This is a genomic window from Bacillus siamensis KCTC 13613 (genome assembly GCF_000262045.1).
GTDB classification, from domain to species: Bacteria; Bacillota; Bacilli; order Bacillales; family Bacillaceae; genus Bacillus; species Bacillus siamensis.
In genome coordinates, this window is record NZ_AJVF01000039.1 from 917255 (window position 1) to 943525 (window position 26271).

General features: G+C 46.6%; 27 protein-coding genes. 19 read left to right on the forward strand and 8 right to left on the reverse strand.

Annotated features, from left to right (window positions below; translation table 11 throughout):
- Positions 1–43: 43 nt before the first annotated feature.
- The gene (locus tag Y79_RS0113365) at positions 44–1210 is read right to left on the reverse strand and encodes a MalY/PatB family protein (protein WP_016938138.1); all 1167 of its coding nucleotides are present in this window, start codon (positions 1208–1210) and stop codon (positions 44–46) included.
- Between the two features lie 86 nt (positions 1211–1296).
- Here Y79_RS0113365 and Y79_RS0113370 point away from each other — a divergent pair, with 86 nt between their 5' ends.
- Positions 1297–1557: a DUF1871 family protein gene (locus tag Y79_RS0113370; RefSeq protein ID WP_016938139.1), complete on the forward strand. Its 261-nt coding sequence runs from the start codon at positions 1297–1299 to the stop codon at positions 1555–1557.
- A 23-nt stretch (positions 1558–1580) separates the two neighbouring features.
- Here Y79_RS0113370 and Y79_RS0113375 read toward each other — a convergent pair whose 3' ends face one another.
- A complete protein-coding gene (locus Y79_RS0113375; RefSeq protein WP_016938140.1) occupies positions 1581–2402 on the reverse strand; it encodes an alpha/beta fold hydrolase in 822 nt (273 codons plus the stop codon).
- 151 nt (positions 2403–2553) lie between these two features.
- Between Y79_RS0113375 and Y79_RS0113380 the strand changes: the two genes are divergently transcribed.
- The 3 genes from Y79_RS0113380 (at position 2554) to yugI (ending at position 4814) form a co-directional block, all read left to right on the forward strand.
- Positions 2554–3054, forward strand: coding sequence for an Lrp/AsnC family transcriptional regulator (locus Y79_RS0113380; protein WP_016938141.1), 501 nt, complete (start codon positions 2554–2556; stop codon positions 3052–3054).
- Positions 3055–4224, forward strand: coding sequence for an aminotransferase (locus Y79_RS0113385; protein WP_016938142.1), 1170 nt, complete (start codon positions 3055–3057; stop codon positions 4222–4224).
- Between the two features lie 197 nt (positions 4225–4421).
- Positions 4422–4814 carry a S1 domain-containing post-transcriptional regulator GSP13 gene (gene yugI, locus Y79_RS0113390; protein WP_003152102.1) on the forward strand — a complete coding sequence of 131 codons (393 nt, stop codon included), beginning with the start codon at positions 4422–4424 and terminating at the stop codon, positions 4812–4814.
- 47 nt (positions 4815–4861) lie between these two features.
- On the opposite strand, the gene Y79_RS0113395 is transcribed toward yugI, so the two are convergent.
- A complete protein-coding gene (locus Y79_RS0113395) occupies positions 4862–5098 on the reverse strand; it encodes a DUF378 domain-containing protein (RefSeq protein WP_003152104.1) in 237 nt (78 codons plus the stop codon).
- A 230-nt stretch (positions 5099–5328) separates the two neighbouring features.
- On the opposite strand from Y79_RS0113395, the gene Y79_RS0113400 reads away from it, so the two are divergent.
- Positions 5329–6492, forward strand: a complete 1164-nt coding sequence (locus Y79_RS0113400) for an iron-containing alcohol dehydrogenase (RefSeq protein WP_016938143.1) — start codon at positions 5329–5331, stop codon at positions 6490–6492.
- Positions 6493–6578: 86 nt separating this feature from the next.
- Positions 6579–7751: an iron-containing alcohol dehydrogenase gene (locus Y79_RS0113405; RefSeq protein WP_016938144.1), complete on the forward strand. Its 1173-nt coding sequence runs from the start codon at positions 6579–6581 to the stop codon at positions 7749–7751.
- Between the two features lie 126 nt (positions 7752–7877).
- On the opposite strand, the gene ycaC is transcribed toward Y79_RS0113405, so the two are convergent.
- Together ycaC and Y79_RS0113415 are read right to left on the reverse strand one after the other, a co-directional pair.
- Entirely contained in the window at positions 7878–8522 is a 645-nt protein-coding gene (gene ycaC / locus Y79_RS0113410; RefSeq protein WP_016938145.1) for an isochorismate family cysteine hydrolase YcaC, read from the reverse strand.
- 103 nt (positions 8523–8625) lie between these two features.
- Complete coding sequence (locus tag Y79_RS0113415; RefSeq protein ID WP_016938146.1) at positions 8626–9192, reverse strand: NADPH-dependent FMN reductase; 567 nt, start codon at positions 9190–9192, stop codon at positions 8626–8628.
- Between the two features lie 329 nt (positions 9193–9521).
- Here Y79_RS0113415 and Y79_RS0113420 point away from each other — a divergent pair, with 329 nt between their 5' ends.
- Genes Y79_RS0113420 through Y79_RS0113430 form a run of 3 tightly spaced genes read left to right on the forward strand, consistent with a single transcriptional unit; the run spans position 9522 to position 11718 of the window.
- Positions 9522–10874: a glucose-6-phosphate isomerase gene (locus Y79_RS0113420; protein ID WP_016938147.1), complete on the forward strand. Its 1353-nt coding sequence runs from the start codon at positions 9522–9524 to the stop codon at positions 10872–10874.
- Positions 10875–10892: 18 nt separating this feature from the next.
- A complete protein-coding gene (locus Y79_RS0113425) occupies positions 10893–11291 on the forward strand; it encodes a hypothetical protein (protein ID WP_016938148.1) in 399 nt (132 codons plus the stop codon).
- 22 nt (positions 11292–11313) lie between these two features.
- Positions 11314–11718, forward strand: coding sequence for a YugN-like family protein (locus Y79_RS0113430; RefSeq protein ID WP_016938149.1), 405 nt, complete (start codon positions 11314–11316; stop codon positions 11716–11718).
- Here Y79_RS0113430 and Y79_RS0113435 read toward each other — a convergent pair.
- A complete protein-coding gene (locus Y79_RS0113435) occupies positions 11715–12701 on the reverse strand; it encodes a potassium channel family protein (protein WP_016938150.1) in 987 nt (328 codons plus the stop codon). The two genes, Y79_RS0113430 and Y79_RS0113435, sit on opposite strands and share 4 nt — an antisense overlap.
- The gene (locus tag Y79_RS0113440; RefSeq protein ID WP_016938151.1) at positions 12698–12952 is read right to left on the reverse strand and encodes a protein mistic; all 255 of its coding nucleotides are present in this window, start codon (positions 12950–12952) and stop codon (positions 12698–12700) included. The genes Y79_RS0113435 and Y79_RS0113440 overlap by 4 nt, the downstream gene beginning before the upstream one ends.
- A gap of 132 nt (positions 12953–13084) precedes the next feature.
- Between Y79_RS0113440 and Y79_RS0113445 the strand changes: the two genes are divergently transcribed.
- The 7 genes from Y79_RS0113445 to Y79_RS0113475 all read left to right on the forward strand — a co-directional run bounded on the left by Y79_RS0113445 (position 13085) and on the right by Y79_RS0113475 (position 18998).
- Positions 13085–13348 (forward strand): YuzI family membrane protein, encoded by a 264-nt coding sequence (locus tag Y79_RS0113445; protein ID WP_016938152.1) that lies wholly within the window; start codon positions 13085–13087, stop codon positions 13346–13348.
- 46 nt (positions 13349–13394) lie between these two features.
- The gene (locus Y79_RS0113450) at positions 13395–14072 is read left to right on the forward strand and encodes a zinc metallopeptidase (protein ID WP_007408641.1); all 678 of its coding nucleotides are present in this window, start codon (positions 13395–13397) and stop codon (positions 14070–14072) included.
- Positions 14073–14114: 42 nt separating this feature from the next.
- Positions 14115–15404, forward strand: a complete 1290-nt coding sequence (locus tag Y79_RS0113455) for a hemolysin family protein (RefSeq protein ID WP_016938153.1) — start codon at positions 14115–14117, stop codon at positions 15402–15404.
- Positions 15405–15494: 90 nt separating this feature from the next.
- Positions 15495–17153, forward strand: a complete 1659-nt coding sequence (locus Y79_RS0113460; RefSeq protein ID WP_016938154.1) for a glycoside hydrolase family 13 protein — start codon at positions 15495–15497, stop codon at positions 17151–17153.
- 121 nt (positions 17154–17274) lie between these two features.
- A complete protein-coding gene (locus tag Y79_RS0113465; RefSeq protein WP_016938155.1) occupies positions 17275–17697 on the forward strand; it encodes a secondary thiamine-phosphate synthase enzyme YjbQ in 423 nt (140 codons plus the stop codon).
- Positions 17690–18721, forward strand: coding sequence for an NAD(P)H-dependent flavin oxidoreductase (locus Y79_RS0113470; RefSeq protein WP_016938156.1), 1032 nt, complete (start codon positions 17690–17692; stop codon positions 18719–18721). The genes Y79_RS0113465 and Y79_RS0113470 overlap by 8 nt, the downstream gene beginning before the upstream one ends.
- A 25-nt stretch (positions 18722–18746) precedes the next feature.
- Positions 18747–18998, forward strand: a complete 252-nt coding sequence (locus Y79_RS0113475; protein ID WP_016938157.1) for a hypothetical protein — start codon at positions 18747–18749, stop codon at positions 18996–18998.
- 17 nt (positions 18999–19015) lie between these two features.
- Here the strand turns inward: Y79_RS0113475 and Y79_RS0113480 are convergent, their stop codons facing one another.
- On the reverse strand, positions 19016–19753 hold the full coding sequence (locus tag Y79_RS0113480; RefSeq protein ID WP_016938158.1) for a protein-glutamine gamma-glutamyltransferase: 738 nt from the start codon (positions 19751–19753) through the stop codon (positions 19016–19018).
- A gap of 143 nt (positions 19754–19896) precedes the next feature.
- On the opposite strand from Y79_RS0113480, the gene tlpB (Y79_RS1000000122035) reads away from it, so the two are divergent.
- From tlpB (Y79_RS1000000122035) to tlpB (Y79_RS0113495), 3 genes are all read left to right on the forward strand, one after another.
- Positions 19897–21882 (forward strand): methyl-accepting chemotaxis protein, encoded by a 1986-nt coding sequence (tlpB, locus tag Y79_RS1000000122035; protein WP_029575324.1) that lies wholly within the window; start codon positions 19897–19899, stop codon positions 21880–21882.
- A gap of 184 nt (positions 21883–22066) precedes the next feature.
- Positions 22067–24055 (forward strand): methyl-accepting chemotaxis protein, encoded by a 1989-nt coding sequence (gene tlpB / locus Y79_RS1000000122040; protein WP_016938160.1) that lies wholly within the window; start codon positions 22067–22069, stop codon positions 24053–24055.
- A gap of 127 nt (positions 24056–24182) precedes the next feature.
- On the forward strand, positions 24183–26168 hold the full coding sequence (gene tlpB, locus Y79_RS0113495; protein ID WP_016938161.1) for a methyl-accepting chemotaxis protein: 1986 nt from the start codon (positions 24183–24185) through the stop codon (positions 26166–26168).
- Positions 26169–26271 lie beyond the last annotated feature (103 nt).

Sequence of the window (26271 nt, forward strand, 5' to 3'; positions counted from 1 at the left end):
AAAGAGAACGCCCTTATCTCTTCTGATAAAGGCGTCCTTTACATTATGAAGCAAGCGCTGCTTTGATTCTCTCAAGCCCTTCTTTTACAGCTGCGGCTGAACAGCCGACATTGAGTCTCATAAAGCCTTCGCCGCCAGGTCCGTATTTCGTTCCCGGCTCTAAAATGATTTTCCCTTTTTTGAGCATTCTTTCTTTGAGCTCGGCGTCTGAAAATCCGTATTCGCTGAAATCCATCCAGATCAAATAGGAAGCATCAGGCTTCATCATGCGGACTTTCGGCAATTCTTCCTTAAAAAAGTCCTCAGCTAATTTCATATTCCCCTCAATGTAAGGAATCAGCGCGTCAAGCCAAGGGCCTCCCTTTGTATAAGCCGCTTCGATTGCTGCAACCGCAAATGTGTTGAGAGTGGAGATCCCGTTCCGATGCAATGCCGCGGAGAATTTCGCCCGCTTATACCGATCGGGAATGATAATGGCCGATGCCTGAAGGCCGGCAATATTAAACGTCTTGCTCGGCGCGACACAAGTAACGGAAATCCGCGCAAAATCCTCAGACAGAGAAGCAAAAGGCGTGTGCGGTTTTCCGTACAGCATCAAGTCGGAGTGAATCTCGTCAGAAACGACGGTGACGTTATGGGCGGCGCACAGCGATCCGAGCTTCAAAAGCTCATCCCGGCTCCACGCTCTGCCGGACGGATTGTGCGGATTACAGAGAATCATCAGCTTAACCTCGGAATCGCTCAGCTTTTTCTCAAGGTCCTCAAAATCCATGCGGTAGATTCCGTTTTCTTCCCGTAAAGGATTATGTAAAACCTGCCGTTTGTTTTCCTTGATCATCTGATAAAAAGGCGTATATACCGGTGACTGGATCAAAACCTCATCTCCCGGTTCGGTAAAGGCCTGGACGGCCATGCTGATTGCCGTCACAATTCCGGGGCTGAACGTGATGCTTGCGGGATCTGGCCGGTAGCCGTGCCGTGTATCAAGCCATGAAGCGACGGCTTTTTTTGTGTTTTCGTCAGGAGACGTATAACCGAATATGCCATGGTCAAGACGGGCTTTTAATGCCTCTGTGACTGCTTCGGGAGCGCGGAAATCCATATCGGCCACCCACATCGGAAGTGCGTCCGATACGCCGAATAACGCTTCCGCCTTGTCCCATTTCACCGATTGAGTGCCAAAGCGGTTTTCTCGAAGGTCAAAGTTCATGTATGTCACTCCTGTAGTATCATTATTTTTCACATCGTATCTATGATAAAATAGATTTGCAAACTTTATTATAAGCGGTGATGAAAATGGAAGAAAGCCAAGCGGTCATGGAAATGATGAAAATCATTGCCAAGTGGGACCCGTTTAAATATGGAGAAGATTTTTATGAGACAGAAGCCGTCGACATCGTTCAGGCCGTCTACAGTGAAGACCGTGCCGACAAGCTGGCAGCAGCCATTCAGGATATCTTTGAAGCTTCATTTGAGCAAAAGCTTCCGATCGAAGACTGTCAAAAGGCCGCCGCGCAGCTTCTGCTCATAAAAGAAAGCAGCTCCTGCACCCCTTAAAACCGGCGGAAACGCCGGTTTTTTTATTGGACAAATTCAAAAATCCGCTCTGAAACAAACTCAGGACGCTCTTCGGGGACGAGGTGCCCCGTATCTTTAAGCGAATATAAAATAGAATCCGGCAGGTCGTGATGAAGCCGTTTTCCAACTGAAACCGGCACGACCCGGTCTTCTTCCCCCCATATTAAGAGCGCGGGGTTTTGTATTTTCTTCAAATTCTCGGAGTCCAAATCGCCCTCCCTATGTCTGATGAACCTTGTCATCGCTTTGAAAATCTGGCGGTCTGTAAATGGTTTTTCATAACCGTCAATCATTTCCTGGTCGATAAGCGTCCGGTCGTGCACGACATTTAACAGGTTTTTCAGCACGCCGTCTTTTGAAAGCCAATACTTAAGATACAGGTCAAAACAAGGGATATGCGTTCCGACTATAATCGACGGATGCGAGCGTTTTAAATACCCCGAGCTGCACAGCAGGACGATTCTAGTAAAAAGCTCGGGTTTAAGCAAAGACGCGGATAAGGAAATCTGGCCGCCCATCGAATGGCCGACGAGCGCGGCCCGGCTGATATTGAGCTTTTCCAAAAGTCCGATCAGAAGCTTGGCGAGGTTTGCATAAGTGTATACGAACGTCCGTGACTTTTCCGATTGTCCGAAAGGAGGCAGGTCAACGGCGATAATATCATAATGGTTTCTGAGCAGCGGAATCAGTTTTCTGAAGCTGAATGCCGAAGATAAAAAACCGTGTACGCAGACGAGCGTCTGTCTGCCGGGATTCTCATAATGCTCGTAATACAGCTCAACTCCGTGTATCGCGGCCCGTTTAATCGGTGAAACAGCTTCCATGAGCGTCTTCTCCGTCCTTTCTGTGTTGTAGTGTAATGGCTTTTTAATTGTCAGATTTTAGCTCTGGTTTCTTGCGGGTTTTTCTTAGCATTTGTCGAAAATCATGATATAATGTCATGAAGATTTTTGATTAAGCAAAGGTGTGAAACGTATGAAGCTGACCGAAAAAGAAACAGAAATATTAGAAATTTTAGACGAAAACAGCCGCGTTGATGCGGAAACGATCGCCAAAATGGCGAACATTCCCGCTGATGAAGTCAAAAGCATCATTGAAAAGCTTGAAAAGGAAAAAGTCATCATTGATTATGCGGCGATGATCGACTGGCGCAAAGTTGACGGGCTGGAAGGCGTCACGGCGATGATTGACGTAAAAGTCACTCCGAAACGAAATGTCGGCTTTGATGAAGTTGCTGAACGGATATACAGATTCCAGGAAGTCGAATCAGTGTACCTGATGTCAGGGGTGTATGACTTATCTGTCGTCATCCGCGGCAATACGATGTCAGACGTGGCGAGCTTCGTTTCTGAAAAACTGTCCACCCTTGAGTCTGTCGTTTCCACGACAACGCACTTCATCCTGAAAAAATATAAGCATGACGGCAAAGTCTTTGAAAGCGGAGACGATGACAAAAGAATCGTGGTGTCTCCGTAAATGGAAACGAAGACTTCTTATTTATCGGATTATGTGCAGCAGATTAAACCGTCAGGCATCCGCAAATTCTTTGATCTGGCCGCTACGATGGAAGGCGTCATTTCACTGGGAGTGGGAGAGCCTGACTTTGTGACGGCTTGGAACGTGAGGGAAGCGAGTATTCTTTCTTTAGAACAGGGCTACACGGCTTATACGGCAAATGCGGGTCTTTATGAACTGAGAGAAGAGATCAGCCGCTATTTAGATAAGCGGTTCGGCCTGAATTACTCGCCTGACAGTGAACTGATCGTTACGGTAGGGGCAAGCCAGGCGCTTGATCTCGCTGTCCGTGCCATTATGAATCCCGGAGAGGAAATGTTAATTCCCGAACCGTGTTTTGTCGCATATGAATCACTCGTGACGCTGACGGGGGCGAAGCCGGTGCCGATTCAGACTGTCGCTGCAAAAGGTTTCAAAGCATCCCCGGTCGATTTTGAAGCGGCCCTGACGGACAAAACGAAAGCGCTGCTCCTTTGCTCGCCGTCAAACCCGACCGGTTCCGTCTATTCGAAAGAAGAACTTGAATCCATCGCTGCTTTCGCTGAAAAACATGACTTGATCGTGCTTTCCGATGAAATTTATGCCGAGCTGACGTATGATGAGCCATTCACGAGCATGGGGGCCATCCGCGGCATGAAGGAGCGGACGATTCTGATTTCAGGGTTCTCCAAAGCATTTGCCATGACGGGATGGAGACTCGGATTTACGGCGGCGCCTCCCGTAATCAGGGATGCCATGCTCAAAATTCATCAGCACGCGATGATGTGCGCGCCTTCTATGGCGCAGTACGCCGCGCTTGAAGGTTTGAAAAACGGTCAGGAAGACGTCGAACGAATGAAAAAAAGCTACCGGAGACGCCGAAATCTGATTGTGGAAACACTGAACGAAATCGGACTCGGCTGCCACCATCCTGGCGGAGCGTTTTACGCTTTTCCTTCCATTCAATCGACAGGCATGAGTTCAGAAGAGTTCGCGGAACAGCTGCTTCTTGAAGAAAAAGTAGCCGTCGTTCCGGGGAATGTATTCGGCCCGAGCGGCGAAGGGTACATCAGATGCTCCTATGCAACATCTATTGAGCAGATTCAGGAAGCGCTCGTCAGAATCAAACGGTTTGTTGAAAAAAGGGCATAAAAAAAGATACGAACCCGGTTCGCATCCAAATAAAAGGGGGGGAATACTAGAAAGCCTTCGTAGTCATAGTATACCCACCTTTTTCTGTGCTTAAACATCATCATACAAAAAAGTTCCCTTTGCGAAAAACAAACTTGTATGATATAATTTTAAATTGCGTATAAACTGTATTTAATTTAACTTAGGAGTTGTTATGAATGGCAGCAAAATTTGAAGTGGGCAGTGTTTACACTGGTAAAGTAACAGGATTACAAGCGTATGGTGCGTTTGTTGCATTAGATGAAGAAACTCAAGGACTTGTTCACATTTCTGAAGTCACTCACGGTTTCGTAAAAGACATTAACGAGCACCTTTCTATCGGTGACGAAGTACAAGTAAAAGTTCTTGCAGTTGACGAAGAAAAAGGCAAAATCAGCCTTTCTATCCGTGCGACTCAAGCAGCGCCTGAAAGAAAAGAAAGCAAGCCAAGAAAACCGAAAGCGGCTCAAGTTTCTGAAGAAACATCTGCTCCGCAAGGTTTCAACACATTGAAAGATAAGCTTGAAGAGTGGATCGAACAGTCCAACCGCAAAGACCTTATCAAAAAATAAGCATCAAAAAAAGCACCGGATATGTATGTTCGGTGCTTTTTTTATGTTTATCTGACTTCTGGATTTGCCGCTTCCTCGCGGGATGTTTCTTCGTTCGGCTTAAACAGCAGGCCGAGATTGATGAGACCGGCGATGCCGACAAGGCCGTAAATAATCCGCGACAGAGCTGATCCTTGGCCGCCGAAGATGGCTGCTACTAAATCAAATTGGAAAAATCCGATCAGTCCCCAGTTAATCGCGCCGATAATGGTTAAAACAAGACAGATCCGCTGAATAACACTCATGTAAACAACCTCCTCTATGAATTCGTGAAACAGTTATAGATTGTGACAAAGCAAAGAAACTATACATGCTTCCTTCTCCGGCGTGAAAATCGCATCCTGTCTCATGCTGTACCAGTGCCTTTCCCGTGAACCCGCTGTCATGAAACCGTGTGATGTGCCGTCAAAAAAGCGGATTGCTTTACATTGAACGTCAACTTTCTGCATAATATAAATCCAAAGGAGGAGATGTCATGCAAAACTTTACATATTGGAATCCGACAAAATTGATTTTCGGAAAGGGAGAGGTTGAAAAGCTTCCAGAAGAAATCAAGCCGTACGGAAAAAACGTGCTGCTCGTATACGGAGGCGGCAGCATTAAGCGCAGCGGTCTTTATGATCAAGTAACCGAGCTGCTGAAAAAAGCAGGAGTTACGGTACATGAATTGGCAGGCGTAGAGCCGAATCCGCGTGTCTCAACGGTGAACAAAGGTGTTGCGCTCTGTAAAGAAAACAACATCGATTTCTTATTGGCCGTCGGCGGCGGAAGTGTCATTGACTGCACGAAAGCCATCGCCGCGGGCGCTAAATATGATGGTGATGCGTGGGATATCGTCACGAAAAAACACCAGCCGAAAGAAGCGCTGCCGTTCGGAACAGTGCTGACACTTGCGGCGACCGGTTCGGAAATGAACGCCGGATCAGTGATCACAAACTGGGAGACACAGGAGAAATACGGATGGGGAAGCCCGCTCGTTTATCCTAAATTCTCTATTCTTGATCCGGTAAACACATTTACCGTTCCGAAAGACCACACCATTTACGGCATGGTCGATATGATGAGCCATGTGTTTGAACAATATTTCCACCATACGTCAAACACGCCGTATCAGGACCGGATGTGTGAATCACTTCTGCGCACGGTGATTGAAACAGCGCCGAAGCTGATCAATGATCTGGAGAACTATGAGCTTCGTGAAACCATTTTATATACAGGCACCATCGCATTAAACGGAATGCTGTCAATGGGCGCAAGAGGGGATTGGGCTACACACAACATCGAGCATGCGGTGTCAGCGGTGTACGATATACCGCACGCCGGAGGTTTAGCGATCTTGTTCCCGAACTGGATGAGACATGTGCTCAAAGAAAATCCGGCCCGCTTTAAGCAGCTTGCCGTCCGTGTTTTTGATATTGACGAGGCAGGCAGATCAGATGAAGAGATCGCGCTTGAAGGGATTAGCAAGCTGTCTGCTTTCTGGACGAGCCTCGGCGCTCCGAACAGACTCGCTGATTATGATATTTCAGATGAAAAGCTGGATACGATTGCAGATAAAGCGATGGCAAACGGCGCATTCGGACAGTTCAAATCACTTCAGAAAGAAGATGTGCTTGCGATACTGAAGGCATCATTGTAATAGAATAAAGGGGGCGGCCGAACTGGCAGCTCCTTTTTTTCTGTGTTATAGTAATTCCCTTACGATTTTTTTGGAGGTTATGATAAATGGAGAACTTTACGTACTACAATCCGACGAAACTGATTTTCGGAAAAGGCCAAATCGACCAATTGAAAAAAGAGCTGAAACAATACGGGAAAAACGTGCTGCTTGTATACGGAGGCGGCAGCATTAAGCGAAACGGCCTGTATGACCAAGTAACAGGCATCTTAAAAGAAGAAGGCGCAGCCGTTTATGAGCTTGCGGGCGTTGAACCGAATCCGCGTCTGGCAACGGTGAATAAAGGAATTGAGCTGTGCAGACAGCATGAAATTGATTTTCTTCTCGCAGTCGGCGGCGGAAGTGTCATCGACTGTACAAAAGCGATTGCGGCCGGAGCGAAGTATGACGGAGACGCATGGGACATTTACAGCAAAAAAGTAACGGCACAGGACGCGCTTCCGTTCGGCACGGTGCTGACGCTTGCGGCGACAGGCTCTGAAATGAACCCTGATTCCGTTATCACAAATTGGGAAACGAATGAAAAATACGTATGGGGCAGCGATGTCACTCATCCGCGTTTCTCCATTTTAGACCCTGAGAATACATTCAGCGTTCCGGAAAACCAAACCGTATACGGCATGGTGGATATGATGAGCCACGTATTCGAACAATACTTCCACAATGTTGAAAATACGCCGCTTCAGGACAGAATGTGCTTTGCGGTGCTTCAGACGGTGATTGAAACAGCGCCGAAACTTTTGGAAGACCTCGGGAACTACAAGCATCGCGAAACGATTTTATACGCGGGTACGATCGCTTTAAACGGCACGCTGCAAATGGGCTATTTCGGCGATTGGGCTTCCCACACGATGGAGCACGCCGTATCAGCGGTTTATGACATCCCTCACGCGGGAGGACTTGCGATTCTGTTCCCGAATTGGATGAGATACACGCTTGATACAAATGTAGACCGTTTTAAAAACCTCATGCTCAACATGTTTGACATTGATACCGAAGGCAAAACAGATAAAGAAATTGCTTTAGAAGGAATCGATAAGTTATCAGCGTTCTGGTCAAGCCTCGGCGCGCCGTCCCGTCTTGCTGATTATGACATCGGCGAAGACAAGCTTGAGCTGATCGCAGATATCGCCGCAAAAGAAATGGAACACGGCGGATTCGGCAATTTCCAAAAACTGAACAAAGATGACGTGCTTGCCATCCTGAAGGCGTCTCTGTAAGATCCCATCCTGCAGATCTACCGGATTTTCTATGAGTGAATCAGGAGCAAGTGAAACACTCCTTGCACTGAAACAACTATGGAAAGTAAGAATAAAAAAGAGCGCTGATTAAATCAGCGCTCTTTTTTATGCATTCTGTGTACTAAGATCTCGCTGCGCCCCCATATAGCTCCCCATTAAGTTTTGGTAACCAGGAAGATGACTGGAAATTAATGCGCCAAACCCTTCAACATCGTTGCGCCAATCACGTTGTAACTCGCATGCTACACTAAACCAGTTCATAAGCTGTGCGCCCCCATGAGCCATACGGGTTAATGATGCATCTGCTACTTGCTTACTGAATGTTCCCGAAGCATCTGTCACAACAAACACTTCGTAACCTGCCTTGATTGCGGAAAGTGCAGGAAACGCAACGCAGACATCTGTAACTACACCTGCGATAATAAGTTGTTTTTTCCCAGTCGCTTCAATGGCTTTCACAAAGTCTTCATTATCCCATGCATTAATTTGTCCTGGACGCGCTATTTTTGGTGCATCAGGAAAGAGATCCGTCAATTCCTGCATGAGTGGGCCATTAGGTCCATTTTCGAAACTCGTTGTTAAAATAACCGGTAAATCAAAGAATTTAGCCGTATCGCCAAGAGCCAATACATTATTCTTAAATTCATCAACACCATAGTCACGTACTAGACCGGAAATAAGGCCGGTTTGATGATCCACCAAAAGAACAGCAGCATCATCTTTTGAAAGACGGGAATAAAGATCAGACATTTTATCATCCTCCTTAAATTCATTAAGTAAGTTTGTCAAAGGCATCTAAGAATTATGTAGAAAGCTTCTGAGGTGACTTTTAGTGAGGGTTATGATCCTTCTATTAATCTAGAACGGGAACCGGAGCATGATCAATCCAATGGATGAACTGTTGTAAATAGCGTTGAAGATAACGGTTTGTTTGTTCATCCGTAAGTATGTTTTGAGTGGAATCAATTTTCTCATGGACTTGCGAAATCAGCATTTTTTGAAAGGGCAGCACATTGACTTGCATAGCTTCGAGTACTTCTCTCATTTGCATTTGGCTAAAGGCAGTACCGAACCCTCCGGGGGTTGCTCCGATTAAGCCAACCGGTTTTCTGTTGAACACAGAAGAGGTCCGAGGTCTCGATGCCCAGTCCAATGCATTTTTTAATACCCCCGGCATTCCGGAATTGTACTCTGGACTTACAATGATGACGCCGTCAACGTCTTGTATATCTGCTCTAAAGGATGTTACGGATTCTGGCGCTCCGGCCATTTCTAAATCTTCGTTAAAAAAAGGAAGACGGTCTATTTCAATCCAACGAAATTGCGCCGAATGATCCAAGTCAATCAATGATTGAGCAATTGCTCGATTATACGAGTTTTTTCGTAAACTTCCACAAATAAGACCAATGGTTTTAGTCATAAAATCACCTCCCGGTTTAAAATTATTTTCATCTTAACATGATAACCCAAATATAGACACTATTTTTAAAAATGGAAGTATTTGATTTATCGTGCGTGCATTCACCTTTACTGCATTTTTCGTCATCTGATTAGTGATCCTTCTCACCATGCATACAAATATAACGTTCTGTACAATACCTATCTCAAAACCGAGATATTTTATGAAAAAATGAATGCGTCTTTAGCGCAAATCCCGTATCCGTCAGGCCTTCTTCATGACTTGATTTAGAGGTAGAGTTCATATAAAGTGGAAGAGAAAACAATTCACCGTGATGGAGGGACAAGCAAATGACGCATGTACGCTTTGATTACTCAAGAGCGTTACCTTTTTTCAATGAACATGAACTTACATACGCACGTGATTTCGTAAAAACGGCACACCATAATATCCATGAAAAAACAGGCGCCGGAAGCGACTTTTTAGGCTGGGTGGACCTCCCTGAAAACTACGATAAAGAAGAATTTGCGCGCATTAAAAAAAGCGCTGAAAAAATCAAATCAGATTCAGACGTGCTTCTCGTCGTCGGAATCGGCGGTTCATACTTAGGCGCCCGCGCGGCGATTGAAGCGCTCAACCATTCTTTCTATAATGTCCTGCCGAAAGATAAACGCAAAAACCCTCAAGTCATCTTTATCGGCAACAATATCAGCTCAACTTATATGAAAGACGTTATGGATCTTTTGGAAGACGCTGATTTCTCTATCAATGTCATTTCTAAGTCAGGAACGACGACGGAACCTGCCATCGCTTTCCGGATTTTCCGCAAACTTCTTGAAGAAAAATACGGAAAAGAAGAAGCGAAAGCGCGGATTTACGCGACAACTGACAAAGAGCGCGGCGCTTTAAAAACGCTTTCTAACGAAGAAGGCTTCGAATCATTCGTTATTCCTGATGATGTCGGCGGACGTTTCTCCGTTCTGACTGCGGTGGGTCTTCTGCCGATTGCGGTAAGCGGGGCTGATATCGACGAAATGATGAAGGGCGCGTTTGATGCAAGCAAAGACTTTTCCAGCTCGGAATTAGAAGAGAATGCGGCTTACCAATATGCCGTCGTCCGCAACGTTCTGTACAATAAAGGCAGAACCATTGAAATGCTCATTAACTACGAGCCAGCCCTGCAGTACTTTGCAGAATGGTGGAAGCAGCTCTTCGGTGAAAGTGAAGGAAAAGACGAGAAAGGAATTTATCCTTCCTCCGCTAACTTCTCAACAGACCTTCACTCTCTCGGCCAATACGTGCAGGAAGGCAGACGCGATCTGTTTGAAACTGTATTAAACGTAGAAAAACCGAAGCATGAGCTGACAATTGAAGAAGCGGAAAATGATCTCGACGGCTTAAACTACTTAGCCGGCAAAACGGTCGATTTCGTCAATAAAAAAGCGTTCCAAGGTACGATGCTGGCTCATACAGACGGAAAAGTGCCGAACTTAATCGTCAACATTCCGGAGCTTAATGCATATACATTTGGATATCTCGTCTATTTCTTTGAAAAAGCGGTGGCAATGAGCGGTTATCTGCTCGGAGTTAACCCGTTTGATCAGCCGGGTGTTGAAGCCTACAAGGTGAACATGTTCGCGCTTCTCGGCAAACCGGGCTTTGAAGAGAAAAAAGCAGAGCTTGAAAAACGCCTTGAGAAATAAAAAGAATGGCTGGCCCGCATGACGGGTCAGCCTTTTTTAAACCGTGAAAGGTGTGATGATGAATTGACACGGCTCTTATGTAAGCATACCGTCATTTCCTTCTGTTCCGCTGCTATTGTCTTTTTTGCGCTGAACCCGTCCTCTGCTTCCCTCTTACAAACGATCTTTTTTTTCGCTCTTCCCCTCGGCTTGTTTACGGATATGGTCCGGCTGAAACTGAAGATGGGCCGGATGCATTCGCTCATTACGAAGTGCTGTCTGTATGCCGTCGTTTTCCTCATTTCGCCGGATGCCGCTCTCTCCGCAATTGTGACGTATGTTCTGATTGAATGCGCCGTTACCTCTTTTCAGCGTCTGTCTGCTGCTCCTGATTCTTTGCGGAAGCCGTATGAAGATATCGCAGACCGGGGACGCTAAAGACTAAAAGGAGCGTATTTACATGATCAGCATACCATCTTCACTTGAAGGACAGTCTTTTTTACTCCGCGAATTGGAACAGGTGCTGAAACCGATCGGTTATACCATCGGAGGCGGCTGGGAATATGACCGGGGATTCTTTGATTACAAAATTTCCGATCAGGACGGCTATTTGTTTCTCCGTATCCCTGTTGAAGCAAATAAAGGACGCCTTGATGAACGGGGAACGGCCGTTACAATCGGCACACCCTTTTTGCTGAGGCACGTCTATCAGCAGGAAACGGATGATGCAGCAGGCGGCGGAGTTTTTGAATCATTATTCAACCAATTCTCCGAGCCGAAACGCCGGGATGCGGCAATTGACCGCTCATATATAGATATCGGCATCTCGCTCGTGAAAGAGCTGGAAGATGTCCTGCTGCATTAAAGCGCCAAAAAAAGATCAGTACTGAGCACTTGGTATGACAGAGGAGGGGTCAGCATCGGCCCCTCTTCTTTTTGTATGCCGATAATCGTTGTATTCCGTTTGAGATAATAGCGCGCACAATCATGATAAGAGGAGCCTTTTAATTCCTCGGGGACGGGAATGATGCGAACCTTTTTCTCCAGCGTCAGGTCGGACAGCGTCTGCGGCTTGGCAAGCTGCATCTTGACCCGGTAATGCTCAAACATCACCCGGCTCGACAGGCGTGATGTGCACAGAATCTTATTGGCTCCTGCACGTTCGGCGTTTTTGACATACCGTTCCGTTAAAATCTCCACGATACAATAAACGGACGGATGCAACCCTTTGATGGCGAGAAGCGTTAATACCGACAGCATATCAGCTTCGGATTCATTTTTCTGCTGGTCTGCTGTCAGAATGACGGTATCGGCTTCCGTAATATTCGCTTTATTGAGCGTGCTGTCATCAGCAGCATGTCCGCGGATGAAATGGACATTTTCAATAAGCGGGCCTTCTCTTAATGAATCATCAATCAGGACGACAGTTTTTGACGGTGCGATGTGCTGCAGTTCTTTCAGCAGCATATGCGACTTCTCATTCCATCCGATAAGAATGACGTGCCCCTTGCCTTTAAAGGCGACTTTCCCTTCGATATAACGGTGCTGTTTGCTGAATACGGCTGAAGAAAGCGTAGCGAAATAGGCGGTCACAAAACTCGCTCCGCTTAATACAAGCACCATGGCGGCAATCTGCCCGAGCGGAGTCTGCGGAACATAATCGCCATAACCGACCGTGGCTACCGTAATAACCGCCCACCAAACCCCTTCAAACACAGACGTGAATTGCTTCGGTTCAAGCATGTAAATCAATTGGCCGAACAATAAGATCAAGGCGATAATGATCAGTCCGATCCGGATATATAACGGCCATCTCAGCCAGGTAATAAAGATACGGTTTGATTTCATTCGGCCTGCTCCTCTTTCGACAAAGAGATGGACAAAATCTGCTTAATAATGGTGTTTAATTTTTCATTCAGCTGTTCCTGCCCGTATGAGTCACGCGCCTGTCTGATTAAATCGGCCGTCTCATCCTCAAACTGAATGAGAGGTTCGTCGTTTTCCGATTCATTATAGAGCTGGATGAAGGCGTCAAGCCCCTCATTCATTCTGTCTATCGCATTGCTCAGCTTTTCTTTTTCGCCATTTGTCACTTTCATGATGGATCACACCTGTATCTTTTTTATACAGTATGTCCCAGTTCGTTTGATGTCTTTCAAAAATCAGTGAAAACATATTCACCTTCATTTTTTCATATGATAAAGAAAGCGGACCGAAAAAGGGTGAGTCAGATGACAGTTATTCAAAAACTGCTGGCGGCGCTGGCCGGAGCGCAGCTGCTCGCTTCAGCGGCCGTATTGCTTATTTTCGATTTAAATGGATATGATCATATGTCCGGCAGCTTTTCATGGGTCGCTTTCGCAAAAGGGACTGTCGGCACGTTTCCGTTTTATACTGCAATGGCCGGATGTGTTCTGATTTTGCTCGGAGGATTGATTCCTGTCAGAAAAAAGAAGCGGATTTCTGTACAGGAAAGCGGGCAATCATTAAAATAATATATAAGCAGATCGTACGATATAAGAGAAAAAGGAAGAGGATAATATGCTGTTTGTCTTTTTAACAATTGCTGCATTGGGATTGTCGTTTTGGGCACAATTTAAAGTGAAAAGTAATTTTCAGAAATACTCAGACGTGGAAGCTTCCAGTCAGCGGACCGGGGCGGAAACGGCAAGACGGATTCTTGATATAAACGGTTTATATGATGTGCCGGTAGAACCGGTAAGAGGCACTTTAACAGACCATTACGACCCGACGGAGCGGGTGGTGCGTTTATCTGAGCCGGTATATTACGGCCGCTCCATTTCCGCCATTTCCGTCGCTTCCCATGAAGTCGGACATGCTTTGCAGCACCAGGAATCTTACGGCGCGCTTGTGCTGAGGCACAAAATTTTTCCGGTCGTCAATTTTGCCTCCGGGGTCGCCCCTCTGCTTTTCTTGGGCGGAATGCTCCTTGGCAGCTTGAATTTAATCGGGCTCGGCATTATTTTGTTTTCTGCCGCTGTTTTTTTCCAGCTTGTCACACTGCCTGTCGAGTTTAATGCCAGCGCGAGGGCGAAGCGGATTATCGTGTCGGAAGGATTCATTCGCAACAGTGAAGAACACGGCGTGAATAAAGTGCTGAACGCCGCTGCGCTGACGTATGTGGCTGCGGCGCTCGTTTCATTATTCGAGCTGCTTCGTTTTGTGATGATTTTCTTAAATGGTCGTGATGAGAATTAACACGAAGGAGGTGGCCCCTTACCGTTTGCGGTAGGGGTTTTTTTGCTTATATTAAAACTGATTCTCATTTTGCTGTTAATCGGATTAACGGCCATCTTTGTCGCTGCGGAATTTGCGATTGTCAAAATCCGCGGTTCAAAAATTGCGGAGCTGGTTGAAACCGGAGACAGCCGGGCGCTTGCGGCGCACCGGGTGATTACAAATCTCGACGAGTATTTATCAGCGTGCCAGCTCGGCATTACGATTACGGCGCTCGGACTCGGCTGGCTCGGGGAACCGACGATTCAGCGGCTTCTTCATCCTGTTTTCAGTCTGATCGGAATGCCGTCACCCATTACGCACGTCGTCACGTTTATTGCGGCATTTATCGCCGTTACGTATCTGCACGTCGTCATCGGCGAGCTTGCGCCGAAAACGATATCCATTCAAAAAGCTGAAGCCGTCAGTCTGTGGACGGCAAAACCGCTCATCCTCTTTTATAAAGTGATGTATCCGTTTATCAAGCTGTTAAACGGCTCAGCCGGATTTTTGGTCAAGCTGTTCGGATTTCATTCGGTGAAAGAACATGAAGTCGTGGTCAGTGAAGAGGAATTGCGGCTGATTTTGTCTGAAAGCTATAAAAAAGGTCAAATCAATCAATCCGAATTCCGTTACGTCAACAAAATATTTGAATTCGATAACCGTGTCGCCAGAGAAATCATGGTGCCGCGCACCGAAATCGCCGCCATCTCGCTCGAGCAGTCAGTTGATGAAGCCATTCATCTGATCATCAACGAGCGGTATACGCGATATCCGGTCATTAAGGAAGACAAAGACCACATTCTCGGCATTATTAACAACAAGGATTTATTTAAAGCGTATTTTCTCGGCCGTTCCATCGAATTAAAAGAAATTATGCGTCCGGTCATCAGAGTCATTGAAAGCATCCCTGTTCAAGAGCTGTTGATCCGCATGCAGAAGGAGCGGATTCATATGGCGATTCTTGTTGACGAATACGGAGGTACGGCGGGACTTGTGACTGTCGAAGACATATTGGAGGAAATCGTCGGCGAAATCCGTGATGAATATGACCAGGATGAAATGCCCCACATCGTCAAAAAAGGCGAGCATCATTATGTGATGGACGGAAAAGCGCTGATAGAAGAGGTGAATGATCTTCTTGATATCGCGATCGAAAATGAAGACATAGACACGATTGCGGGCTGGCTCCTCACACAAAAAATGGAGCTGAAAAACGGTGATGTGTTTCATGCTGAAGGGTGCGAATTTAAGGTGCTTGAAGCAGAAGACCACCATATCCGCTTTGTTGAAATTAAAAAAACAGATTTCTGAGCCTCCTGCTTTTGCAATGAGGCTTTTTTTGCGAAAAAAATGCTTCTTCATCCCGCTTCTTCATATGCTGTAAAGAAAGGAGTGGACGGTATGAAAACGGATTGGTGGAAAACGGCGTCCGTCTATCAAATTTATCCCCGCAGCTTTATGGATTCGAACGGGGACGGAATCGGCGACATGAACGGCATCAGAGCAAAGCTTCATTACATAAAAGAGTTGGGGGCTGATGTGATCTGGCTTTGCCCCGTTTTTGACTCGCCGGGCGCCGACAACGGCTACGATATTCGAAATTACAAACAAATTGCCGAAGAATTCGGGACGATGGAGGATTTTGACCGGTTCCTCGCGGATATCCATGCGCTCGGCATGAAGCTGATTATAGACCTCGCCGTCAACCATACGAGTGATGAACATCCTTGGTTTATCGAATCGCGCTCAGCGAAAGATTCCGAAAAACGGGACTGGTACATCTGGAGAGACGGAAAAAACGGCAAAGAGCCGAACAATTGGGAAAGCATTTTCGGCGGATCGGCGTGGGAATATGATCAAAAGACAAACCAGTATTACCTTCACCTGTTTGATAAAAAACAGCCTGATTTAAATTGGGAAAACGAAACGATGAGGCAGTCCGTTTATAAGATGATCCGCTGGTGGCTTGATAAAGGCATTGACGGCTTCCGGGTGGATGCCATTTCTCACATCAAGAAAAAAGAAGGGCTCCCTGACATGCCGAATCCGGACGGTCTCCCGTATGTCCCGTCCTTCCCGTATCATATGAATACAGAAGGCATCGTGGATCTCTTAAAAGAGCTGAAGCGTGAAACATTTTCACATTATCCGATCATGACGGTCGGCGAGGCGAACGGGGTGACGGCTTGGGAGGCAGCTGATTGGGCCGGTGAAGAAAACGGCGTCTTCCATATGATTTTTCAATTTGAACACCTCGGCCTTTGGGATACGGATGATGATCAAAGCATTTGCATCCCGGCGCTTAAGCGCGTTTTGTCCGACTGGCAGAACAGCCTTGAAGGAAAGGGCTGGAATGCGTTATTTATGGAAAATCACGACCAGCCCCGATCCGTTTCGGTATGGGGTGACGAACGGTTTTTGACAGAAAGCGCTAAGGCACTTGCCGCGATGTATATGCTGATGAAAGGCACGCCGTTTATTTACCAGGGACAGGAGCTCGGCATGACCAATGTTTCGTTCCCATCCATTGAAGATTACGACGACGTCACAATCAAACAGCTGTATGAAAAAGAGACGTCCCGCGGCGTTCCGCATGAAAAAGTGATGAAGACGATCTGGAAGAAGGGCCGGGATAATTCACGGACACCGATGCAATGGAGCGGGACGGCGAACGGCGGGTTTTCTGATGTTTCTCCGTGGCTCGGGGTGAATCCGAACCACACATGGCTGAACGCTGCATCGCAAATGAAGGATGAAACTTCCGTATACCATTTCTACAAACGGCTGATCGCCCTCAGGAAAGAACATGACGTATTGATCAGCGGAACTTATGAATTGCTGCTTCCAAAAGACCGGCAGATTTATGCCTACCTAAGAAAAAACGGAACAACAACCGCCCTGATCATCACCAATCTGTCTAAAACTCCCGCATTATACAGGCATCCCGGTTATCCGCTTGATGCCGATGCGCTCGTTCTCGCAAACATGGAAACACCGCCGCATCGGCATGTGACATCCTTCCTTTTAAAGCCTTATGAGGCCCGCGTATATATATGGTGAAAAACTTCAGTTTTGAGGCTGAAGTTTTTTATGATCTGCGTTTATCATCGCGATCCGACAGGAAAAGACAAATACAGAAACGAATATGGGAAAGGAAGAGAAAAAGAGAGGAGGCATTCATATGCTGAAACAATTGCAGATTCAAACAAACAGACGGGATGAAATGATCGACATCACACATGAAGCCGAAGCGTTTCTCCGCGAAACAGGCGTGAAAAACGGTTTGGCGCTCATATACTGTCCCCATACCACCGCCGGCATTACCATCAATGAAAATGCCGACCCGGATGTAAAAAGGGATATGCTCCGCAGGTTTGACGAAGTGTACCCGTGGGAGCACGCACTGGACCGGCATATGGAGGGAAATACGGCGGCACATATGAAGGCGAGTACAACGGGCGCATCCCAGCATGTCATCATAGAAGGCGGGCGCCTGATCCTCGGAACGTGGCAGGGCATTTATTTTTGCGAATTTGACGGTCCGCGAAACAGAACATGTTATATCAAAATCCACGCTGAAGCGGAGGCAGCCGCAAATGAGTGAATGGATGGACGCATTATCATTAACAAAGCCGGTCATTCAGGCGCCGATGGCCGGAGGGCTTGTCACGCCGCGCCTGGCTGCGGCGGTATCAAATGAAGGGGCGCTCGGAAGTCTCGCTTCAGGATACGTCAGCCCGCCGGCGCTTGAAAAACAGCTTATCGAGATGAAAGACCTGACCGGCCGCTCCTTTCAAGTGAATCTTTTCGTCCCGGAAGAAAGGCAGATGCCCGAGGAGGAACTGGTTGAACAATGGAAAGCGCGCATCCCGAGGGCAAAAGACGCCAAGCCGTTCTCCGATCTGAAAGAAGAGTGGAACGATTTTGAAGAAAAAGCGGACCTTCTGATCCGTTACGGGGTCAAAGCGTGCTCATTCACCTTCGGCCTGCCGCCGGAAGAAACGGCGGAAAAGCTGAAGAAAAACGGCTGCTTCCTGTTCGGCACAGCGACAACGCCGGAGGAAGCGAAGGCTTTTGAAGAGCGGGGAATGGACGCCGTTATCCTACAAGGAATAGAAGCCGGGGGACATCGCGGATCGTTTCTGCCGGTTAAAGGAGAACCGGCTCTCGGTCTTATGGCGCTTATTCCGCAGGCTAAAGACGCGCTGAATATCCCGGTCATTGCGGCAGGCGGCATTTTTGACCGCCGCGGGGTGCAGGCAGCCCGATGTTTGGGTGCGGACGGCGTTCAAGTCGGCACGCCGTTTCTCCTTTGTGAAGAAAGCAGCGCTTCACCGGCATATCAAAAAGCCATTGCCGAATCAAAAGGAGCCGACACACGGCTGACCACCTTGTTTTCGGGAAAACAGGCGCGCGGAATTGTGAATCAGTTCATGAAAACATATGAAGCTGACGAGGGAAAAACGCTGCCTTATCCGCTGCATAATACGCTCACAAAGCCGATGCGCGGGCATGCGGTTCAATCGGGAGATGCGGAGTATATGTCTTTATGGGCGGGCCAGTCCGCCGCGAAACTTGAAGGGCCGACAGATGTGAAAGCCGTTTTGGACCGCTTGTGCCGATCATAATCAAGATGCTGTGAGGTGATGGAAGATGAAGATTCTTCAAATGTCCTATAAAAAAAGAGGAAATATTGAATTTGTCTTTGAAGATTTTCCGCATTCCAAAGTCACCATGGCGCCGATTAAAGGGTATTACTTTGTCCGGGCCATTAAATGGAGCAGACGGGACAGAGCCGTCACCAGCCATGATTTAGAGAAGTTTGAATGGGCGGCAAACCAAGCGCTCGGCACGACGGCTTTTTACCGAAAAAGAAAAGCATTCCACATCCCATCGTCACATTGACAGACGATGGGATTGTTTTAATGCATCATCCGATATAGCGCGGGCGCATCAAGCCTTGTCGCCTGAGAAAGCAGATAAGCCGACTGCACGGCATCTCTTTTTCTTAAAGAATTCAATTTATGGATAATCTGTTCAGCGGTCAGAATCCCGAGACCGTGGGCGAAATATTGGTCATTCCCCATCACAATGACATTTTCTCCCCGCCACTGGGCCTTTGCAGGATTAAAATCAGGGTTTTTAAAATATAAACAATCTCCCCTTAAAAAGTGGCTGCCGGTTTCCGTGTAGATCGGCAGATGCTCATAGTGCCAGTCATACAAAGTAATATCCCGGAAAAGGCGGTCAAACCGCTCTTCACCGATTGTCTTTAAAACGGCCAGATAATAAATCACGACAATGGCCGTCGCGCATTCAAATGCATAAAACGCCCCGTTTTCAACAATATCCCGAATCGCTTTTGAAGCGGGAATTCTGTACTTCAGCTCCAGGGCTCCTTCCGGCGTCAGTCTCCAATAAGCCGTATTTCCGTATGTTTTGGCGAAAGTTGCAAATTTTGCACCTGATCCGTGCAGTTCTCTTGCGGCTTCCACAATATGGCGCCGCACCCGGGCTTCAAACATCAGTTCAGCAATCGATCCGTAATCAAATTGTACGGGAGAATGGGTCAGTTCATTTAGATACGGAACAAGGCTTTCTTCCGTCTGCCAGTTCGCAATGTCCTGGGGCCGAAGCACTTGGCCGGAAATGATAATCATCTGCGCGCCCCCCCTATCTTTTTTTATAAGATATGCAGGAAGCTTGGGAAATGAAAATCAAGTCATAAAAAAGGAGGAAATGTTAACAAAATGTGAAGTCTGAGCCGATATATAAGGTATCACACATGAGGGAGCAGCTTAATATGAAAAAATTCATCAATTGGTGCACAAAGGCATCGATTTCACGTAAATTAATCATTTCATTTATCGTGATCTTAATCATACCGATTCTCGTGTTAGAATTCAGTTCATACCATACGGCGAGCAATTCGCTGGATGATCAGATTTCAGGCAACGCGAAAAACAACATCGAATCTTTTAACACAACCATTACAAATGATATCGGCGCAAAAGCAAAGGCGATTGAATTTTTCAGTGAAACCTTAAAAGGGTCATCATTCTCAAAGAAAAATATGTCCGCTCTTGAAGAAAAGTTCAGGCAATACACGTCTATTCATAAGGACGTAGCCCGTATTTACGGAGGAACGGAAGACGGCAGCTACACACAGGCGCCGAAGGAAAATATTTCGGCTGATTACGATCCGAGAACACGGACATGGTATAAAGACGCTGTAAAGGCCGGCGGCACGCTCGTTGTCACCGATCCTTACACCGCGGCAAGCGACGGCAGCATGGTCGTCACCGTGGCAAAGCAGATGCAGGACGGAACAGGCGTAGTGGCCATGGATATTACGATTGACCAGCTGCTGAAGCAGATGCAGGGAATCAAAATCGGGCAAAAAGGCTTCGTGTTTATCACATCTAAAAATAAAACCTATGTCGCGCATAAAGACCACAAACCGGGCGATAAAGTCTCAACCCCGTGGCTGAACGAGGTATACAGCAAAGACAGCGGGATTATTTCATACAAGCTTGATGATGAAAATAAAAAAATGGCATTTACGACAAATAAACTGACCGGGTGGAAAATAGAGGGGAGTATGGAGCTCAACGAAATTAAAGACGCCTCACAACCGGTGCTGACGATGGGAATGATCGTCCTTGCAGCATCCATTATCATCGGGGGAATTTTAATTCTGTTTATTGTCAGATCCATCACATCACCGCTGAAACGTCTTGTCCGCTCGTCTAAACAAATCAGCGGCGGAGACCTGACTGAAACCATTGAGATCCGCTCGAAAGATGAACTGGGCGAACTGGGCGCAAGCTTTAATGAAATGGGAGAATCTCTGCGCGGACTGATCAGCGCGATCCAAAGCTCGGTCGACAACGTGGCTGCGTCATCAGAAGAGCTGACTGCTTCAGCTTCGCAGACAAGCAAAGCGACAGAGCATATTACGATGGCGATTGAGCAGTTTTCAAACGGGAACGAAGAGCAGAGTGAAAAAGTCGATTCAAGCTCAGCCAAGCTGAATCATATAAATGACGGGCTCGCCGCCGTTTCCCGCACATCATCATCCATTACGGAAGCATCTAAACAATCGAAAGAAGCTGCCGGCACCGGGGAAGAATATGTGCAGCAAACCGTCGGGCAGATGAATCTCATCAATCAATCCGTCCAGCAGGCGGAAGCTGTTGTAAAAGGCCTTGAGGCCAAATCAAAAGACATCGCTCATATTTTAAGAGTCATCAACGGCATTGCCGATCAGACAAACCTGCTTGCATTAAATGCAGCCATTGAAGCGGCAAGAGCCGGTGAATACGGGCGGGGCTTCTCAGTAGTAGCGGAAGAAGTGAGAAAGCTTGCCGTCCAATCCGCCGGTTCTGCAAAAGAGATTGAAAAACTCATTCAGGAAATCACGTCTGAAATTAATACGTCGCTTCACATGTTTACATCCGTTAATGAAGAAGTGCAATCAGGACTTGCGGTGACGGACCGAACAAAAGAAAGCTTCCAGAATATCTTCGGCATGACAAACGACATCGCCGAGAAGCTGCAATCCATGAACGGCACGGTTGAACAGCTGTCAGACAGCTCTCAGCACGTCTCAGCCGCGGTAACCGATATTGCGGACGTTTCACGGGAAAGCGCAGCAAGCATTCAGGATATTGCCGCATCCGCAGAAGAACAGCTTGCATCTATGGAAGAAATCAGCACATCCGCCGACACTTTGGCGCAAATGGCCGAAGAACTGCGGGAATTAACAAAACAATTTAAAATCAACTAGTAAAAAAGGACGCTTTCCGGATGGAAGGCGTCTTTTTTTATGGCTTCATCGAGAAAATTAAATAAAAAGTCTTACTTGTAAAAAGAGCATATAGAACTATTTTTCATTTATTACTAAATTTTCAATGTAATAAAAAGGGAGATTGCCGATATAAACAGTAAATGATTGAAAGAGGTTTACAAAATTGAAAAAAACAGCAAAAAACATCGCAAAAAAATCAATAGCCAGAAAACTCATCATTTCATTTTTACTGATCTTAATCATTCCGGTAGCAGTGCTGGCTGCCAGCGCCTATCGTTCGGCTGCCTCATCCGTTGAAAATCAAATGATGGAAAGCGCCGAAGGGAATGTGCAAATCTTAAACAATATGATTGATGACCGGATCGGGACGTTTACAAAAAGCTCAGCATATTTCAGCGAATGGGCGACAAGCGCAAAATTTAAAGAAAAAAACCAAACGGAAATGAAAGACAGATTCAAGCAGTTCATAGAAAGCAATGATAAAGCTGCCGCCGTATTTTCAAGCAGCAAGGATGGCACGTTTACACGTTATCCTCATGCCGATATGCCGGCCGATTTCAATCCGCTTGAGAGAAACTGGTACCAAGAAGCCATGGAGAATAAAGGCCAAACCATCATCACGGACCCTTACCAGTCCATTTCAAACAAAAAGATGGTCGTCACCATGGCCCGTGCGGCTCAGGACGGCTCAGGGGTCGTCGCCATTGATATTAAAATCGACGATCTCATTACGATGACAAAAGAAGTCAATATCGGAAAAGAAGGATACGCCTTTATCCTCAGCAAAAATAAAAAAGCCGTTGCCTACAGCAATGAAAAATCCGGCGCGGCGGTATCGGGAAAATGGGTTGATACATTATACAGCGGGGAAAAAGGTGATTTTGAATATACGATGAACGGAAAAGCGAAAAAAATGGCGTATGTCACCAATGAGGCGACAGGCTGGAAAATCAGCGGAACCATGTCCGTTGATGAAATCAAGGACGCGGCAAGACCGGTTTTGATCACAGCCATTATCATTTTGGCCATAGCGGTTGCCGCAGGAATGGTCTTCATTTATTTTGTCATCCGCTCTATTACAAAACCGTTAAAACGTCTCGCAGCGTCAGCGGAAAAAATCAGAAGCGGAGATCTGACGGAAACCGTTGATGTCAGCTCTCAAGATGAGCTTGGCGTGCTCAGTAAAAGTTTTAATCATATGACAGATTCACTCCGGACGCTTATTCAGGGAATTCAGGACTCTGTTGAACATGTCGCTTCCTCCTCAGAGGAGCTGACGGCTTCCGCCGAGCAGACGAGCAAAGCAACGGAACATATCACCCTTGCGATTGAACAGTTTTCTAATGGCACGGAAGACCAAAGTGAGAGCATTGAAAAAGCGACAGCCCAAGTGAATGACATGAAAGACGGGCTCAGCGATCTGGCGGAAGCGGCAGCCGTTGTAACGGAGACTTCTATTGAATCGGCGGAGATATCCGGTGCCGGAGAGCGGCTTGTTAAGAAAACAGCAGGCCAGATGGACACCATTGACCAATCCGTAAGTAAAGCGGAACAAGTCGTAAAAGGGCTTGAGCACAAATCGCAGGACATCACCAGCATTTTGCGCGTCATTAACGGCATAGCCGATCAAACGAATCTTCTCGCTTTAAACGCAGCCATTGAAGCGGCAAGAGCGGGAGAATACGGACGCGGTTTTTCAGTCGTTGCCGAAGAAGTGAGAAAGCTTGCCGTCCAATCAGCCGATTCAGCAAAAGAAATCGAAACCTTAATCCATGAAATCGTTAAAGAAATCCATACATCGCTCGGAATGCTGGAATCCGTCAATCACGAGGTGAAAAGCGGACTTCAGCTGACGGACGAAACGGAAAAAAGCTTCCGGGACATTTCCGTCAAAACAAATCAGATTGCCGGTGAACTGCAAAATATGAATGCAACCGTAGAACAGCTCTCCGCCGGATCTCAGGAAGTATCGAACGCTTCAGAGGATATCGCGGCTGTCTCCAGACAAAGCGCGGCCGGCATTCAGGACATTGCGGCTTCTGCTGAAGAGCAGCTCGCCTCTATGGAAGAGATCAGCTCATCCGCCGTCACGCTGGAAAAAATGGCGGAAGAATTACGCGAGCTGACAAAACGCTTTAAAATAAGTTTTTAATTAAGTCTAAAAGACTACTTTTGTAATAGGTAAAAAGTATGTTTTGTTATATTTCTTCTTTTTGGATATGTATATTTACCCATAATCGCCGATATGAAGGGTAAACACGTAAGAGGAGATATAGCAGATGAAAAAAATCATGCAAATCATCAAGCAGAGATCGCTTACAAGAAAACTGCTCATTTCTTTTTTGGCCATTCTTATTCTGCCGATTTCAACGCTGGCTTTTATCGCATATCAATCGGCGGTAAGCACGCTTGACAAGCAGATGATGGGAAGCGCATTAGATAATGTGCAGCAGATTAATGATATGATCAATACCAGCATCAGCCAGAAGGAAGACGGAACGGCATATTTCAGCGATTGGCTCACCAAGGATCGGTACAAGCCGAAAAACCAATCGCAAATTACCGATAAATTCACAGAGTATATGAAAATCAATAAAGATGTGGAATCCATCTATACGAGTGACACGGAAGGCCATTTCACACGGTATCCCGATCTGCAGATGCCTAAAGGATATAATCCGCTTGAAAGGGACTGGTATAAAAAAGCCGTGGAAAACAAGGGGAAAGTTGTTGTAACAGATCCTTACCGCACGGCTTCCACCAATACGATGGTCGTGACGATCGTCCAGCAGACGAAAGACGGCTCAGGGGTCGTCGCCATCAATATGAAAATCGAAGAACTTCTGAAAACGACAAAGAAAGTAAAACTCGGAAAATCCGGCTATGCTTTCATCCTGACGAAAGACAAAAAAGTGGTCGCCCACCCGAACCGCACGTCAGGCACAGCATTAGACGGAGATTGGGCTGAACAGCTGTACGGCAGCAAAAAAGGTGATTTTCAGTACAAATACGACGGCCAGGAAAAGAAAATGGCTTATGATACGAACGAGCTGACAGGCTGGAAAATCAGCGGAACGATGTATCTGGACGAAATTCATGAAGCGGCGCTGCCGATCCTTCATCTGTCCCTGCTCGTTCTGGTGTTAGCAATTGTCATCGGAACCATCGTCATGGTGCTGATTATCCGTTCAATCACAAAACCGCTCAAGCAGCTTGTGACATCATCGAAACAGATCAGTGAAGGCGATTTAACCGAAACGATCGAGATTCAGTCAAAAGACGAATTAGGAGAGCTTGGCAAAAGCTTTAACAATATGGCAGCTTCACTCAGGTCTCTCATCCATGCCATTCAGGATTCCGTGAATAACGTCGCGTCTTCCTCAGAGGAGCTGACGGCTTCAGCGGAGCAGACAAGCAGGGCAACCGAACATATCACACTGGCAATCGAACAATTTTCTAACGGAAATGAAAGCCAGAGTGAAAAAATTGAAAGCGCCGCGGAACATATTTACCAAATGAACAGCGGGCTCAAAGATATGGCGAAAGCATCTGCTGTCATTACCGAATCCTCTGTCACATCAGCGGAAGTCGCCAATTCAGGCGGAAAGCTCGTTCATCAGACAGTCGGTCAAATGAACGTCATTGACCGGTCAGTGAAAGAAGCTGAACAAGTGGTGCGCGGGCTTGAAACAAAATCAAAAGACATTACAAACATTCTCCGTGTCATTAACGGAATCGCCGATCAGACAAATCTGCTTGCGCTGAACGCGGCAATTGAAGCCGCGCGTGCCGGTGAATACGGCCGGGGCTTCTCCGTCGTCGCAGAAGAAGTGAGAAAACTTGCGGTGCAGTCTGCCGATTCAGCGAAAGAAATCGAAAGCTTAATTATAGAAATCGTCAACGAAATCAATACATCTCTCGGCATGTTCCAATCCGTCAACAAAGAGGTGGAGAGCGGGCTGGATATTACGAATCAGACCGAAACGAGCTTCAGGCGGATTTCGGAAATGACGAACCAGATCGCCGGAGAAATTCAAAACATGAATGCCACGGTAGAACAGCTGACAGCCGGTTCGCAGCAGATTTCAGGTGCTTCCGAGCAAATCGCGTCCATCGCAAAAGAAAGTTCAGCCAGCATTCAGGATATCGCGGCATCCGCCGAAGAACAGCTGGCTTCCATGGAAGAAATCAGTTCGTCTTCAGAAACGTTATCCCAGATGGCGGAAGAATTACGTGATATGACGAAACAATTTAAAATAGAATAATAGTCCATAGAACACCCAAATGTGCTGTTTGGGTGTTTTTTTTAGTTTTTTTAATAAATCTTTTGTCCTAGCTGTCGATAATAGATTTAGCTTTTCAAAGAAG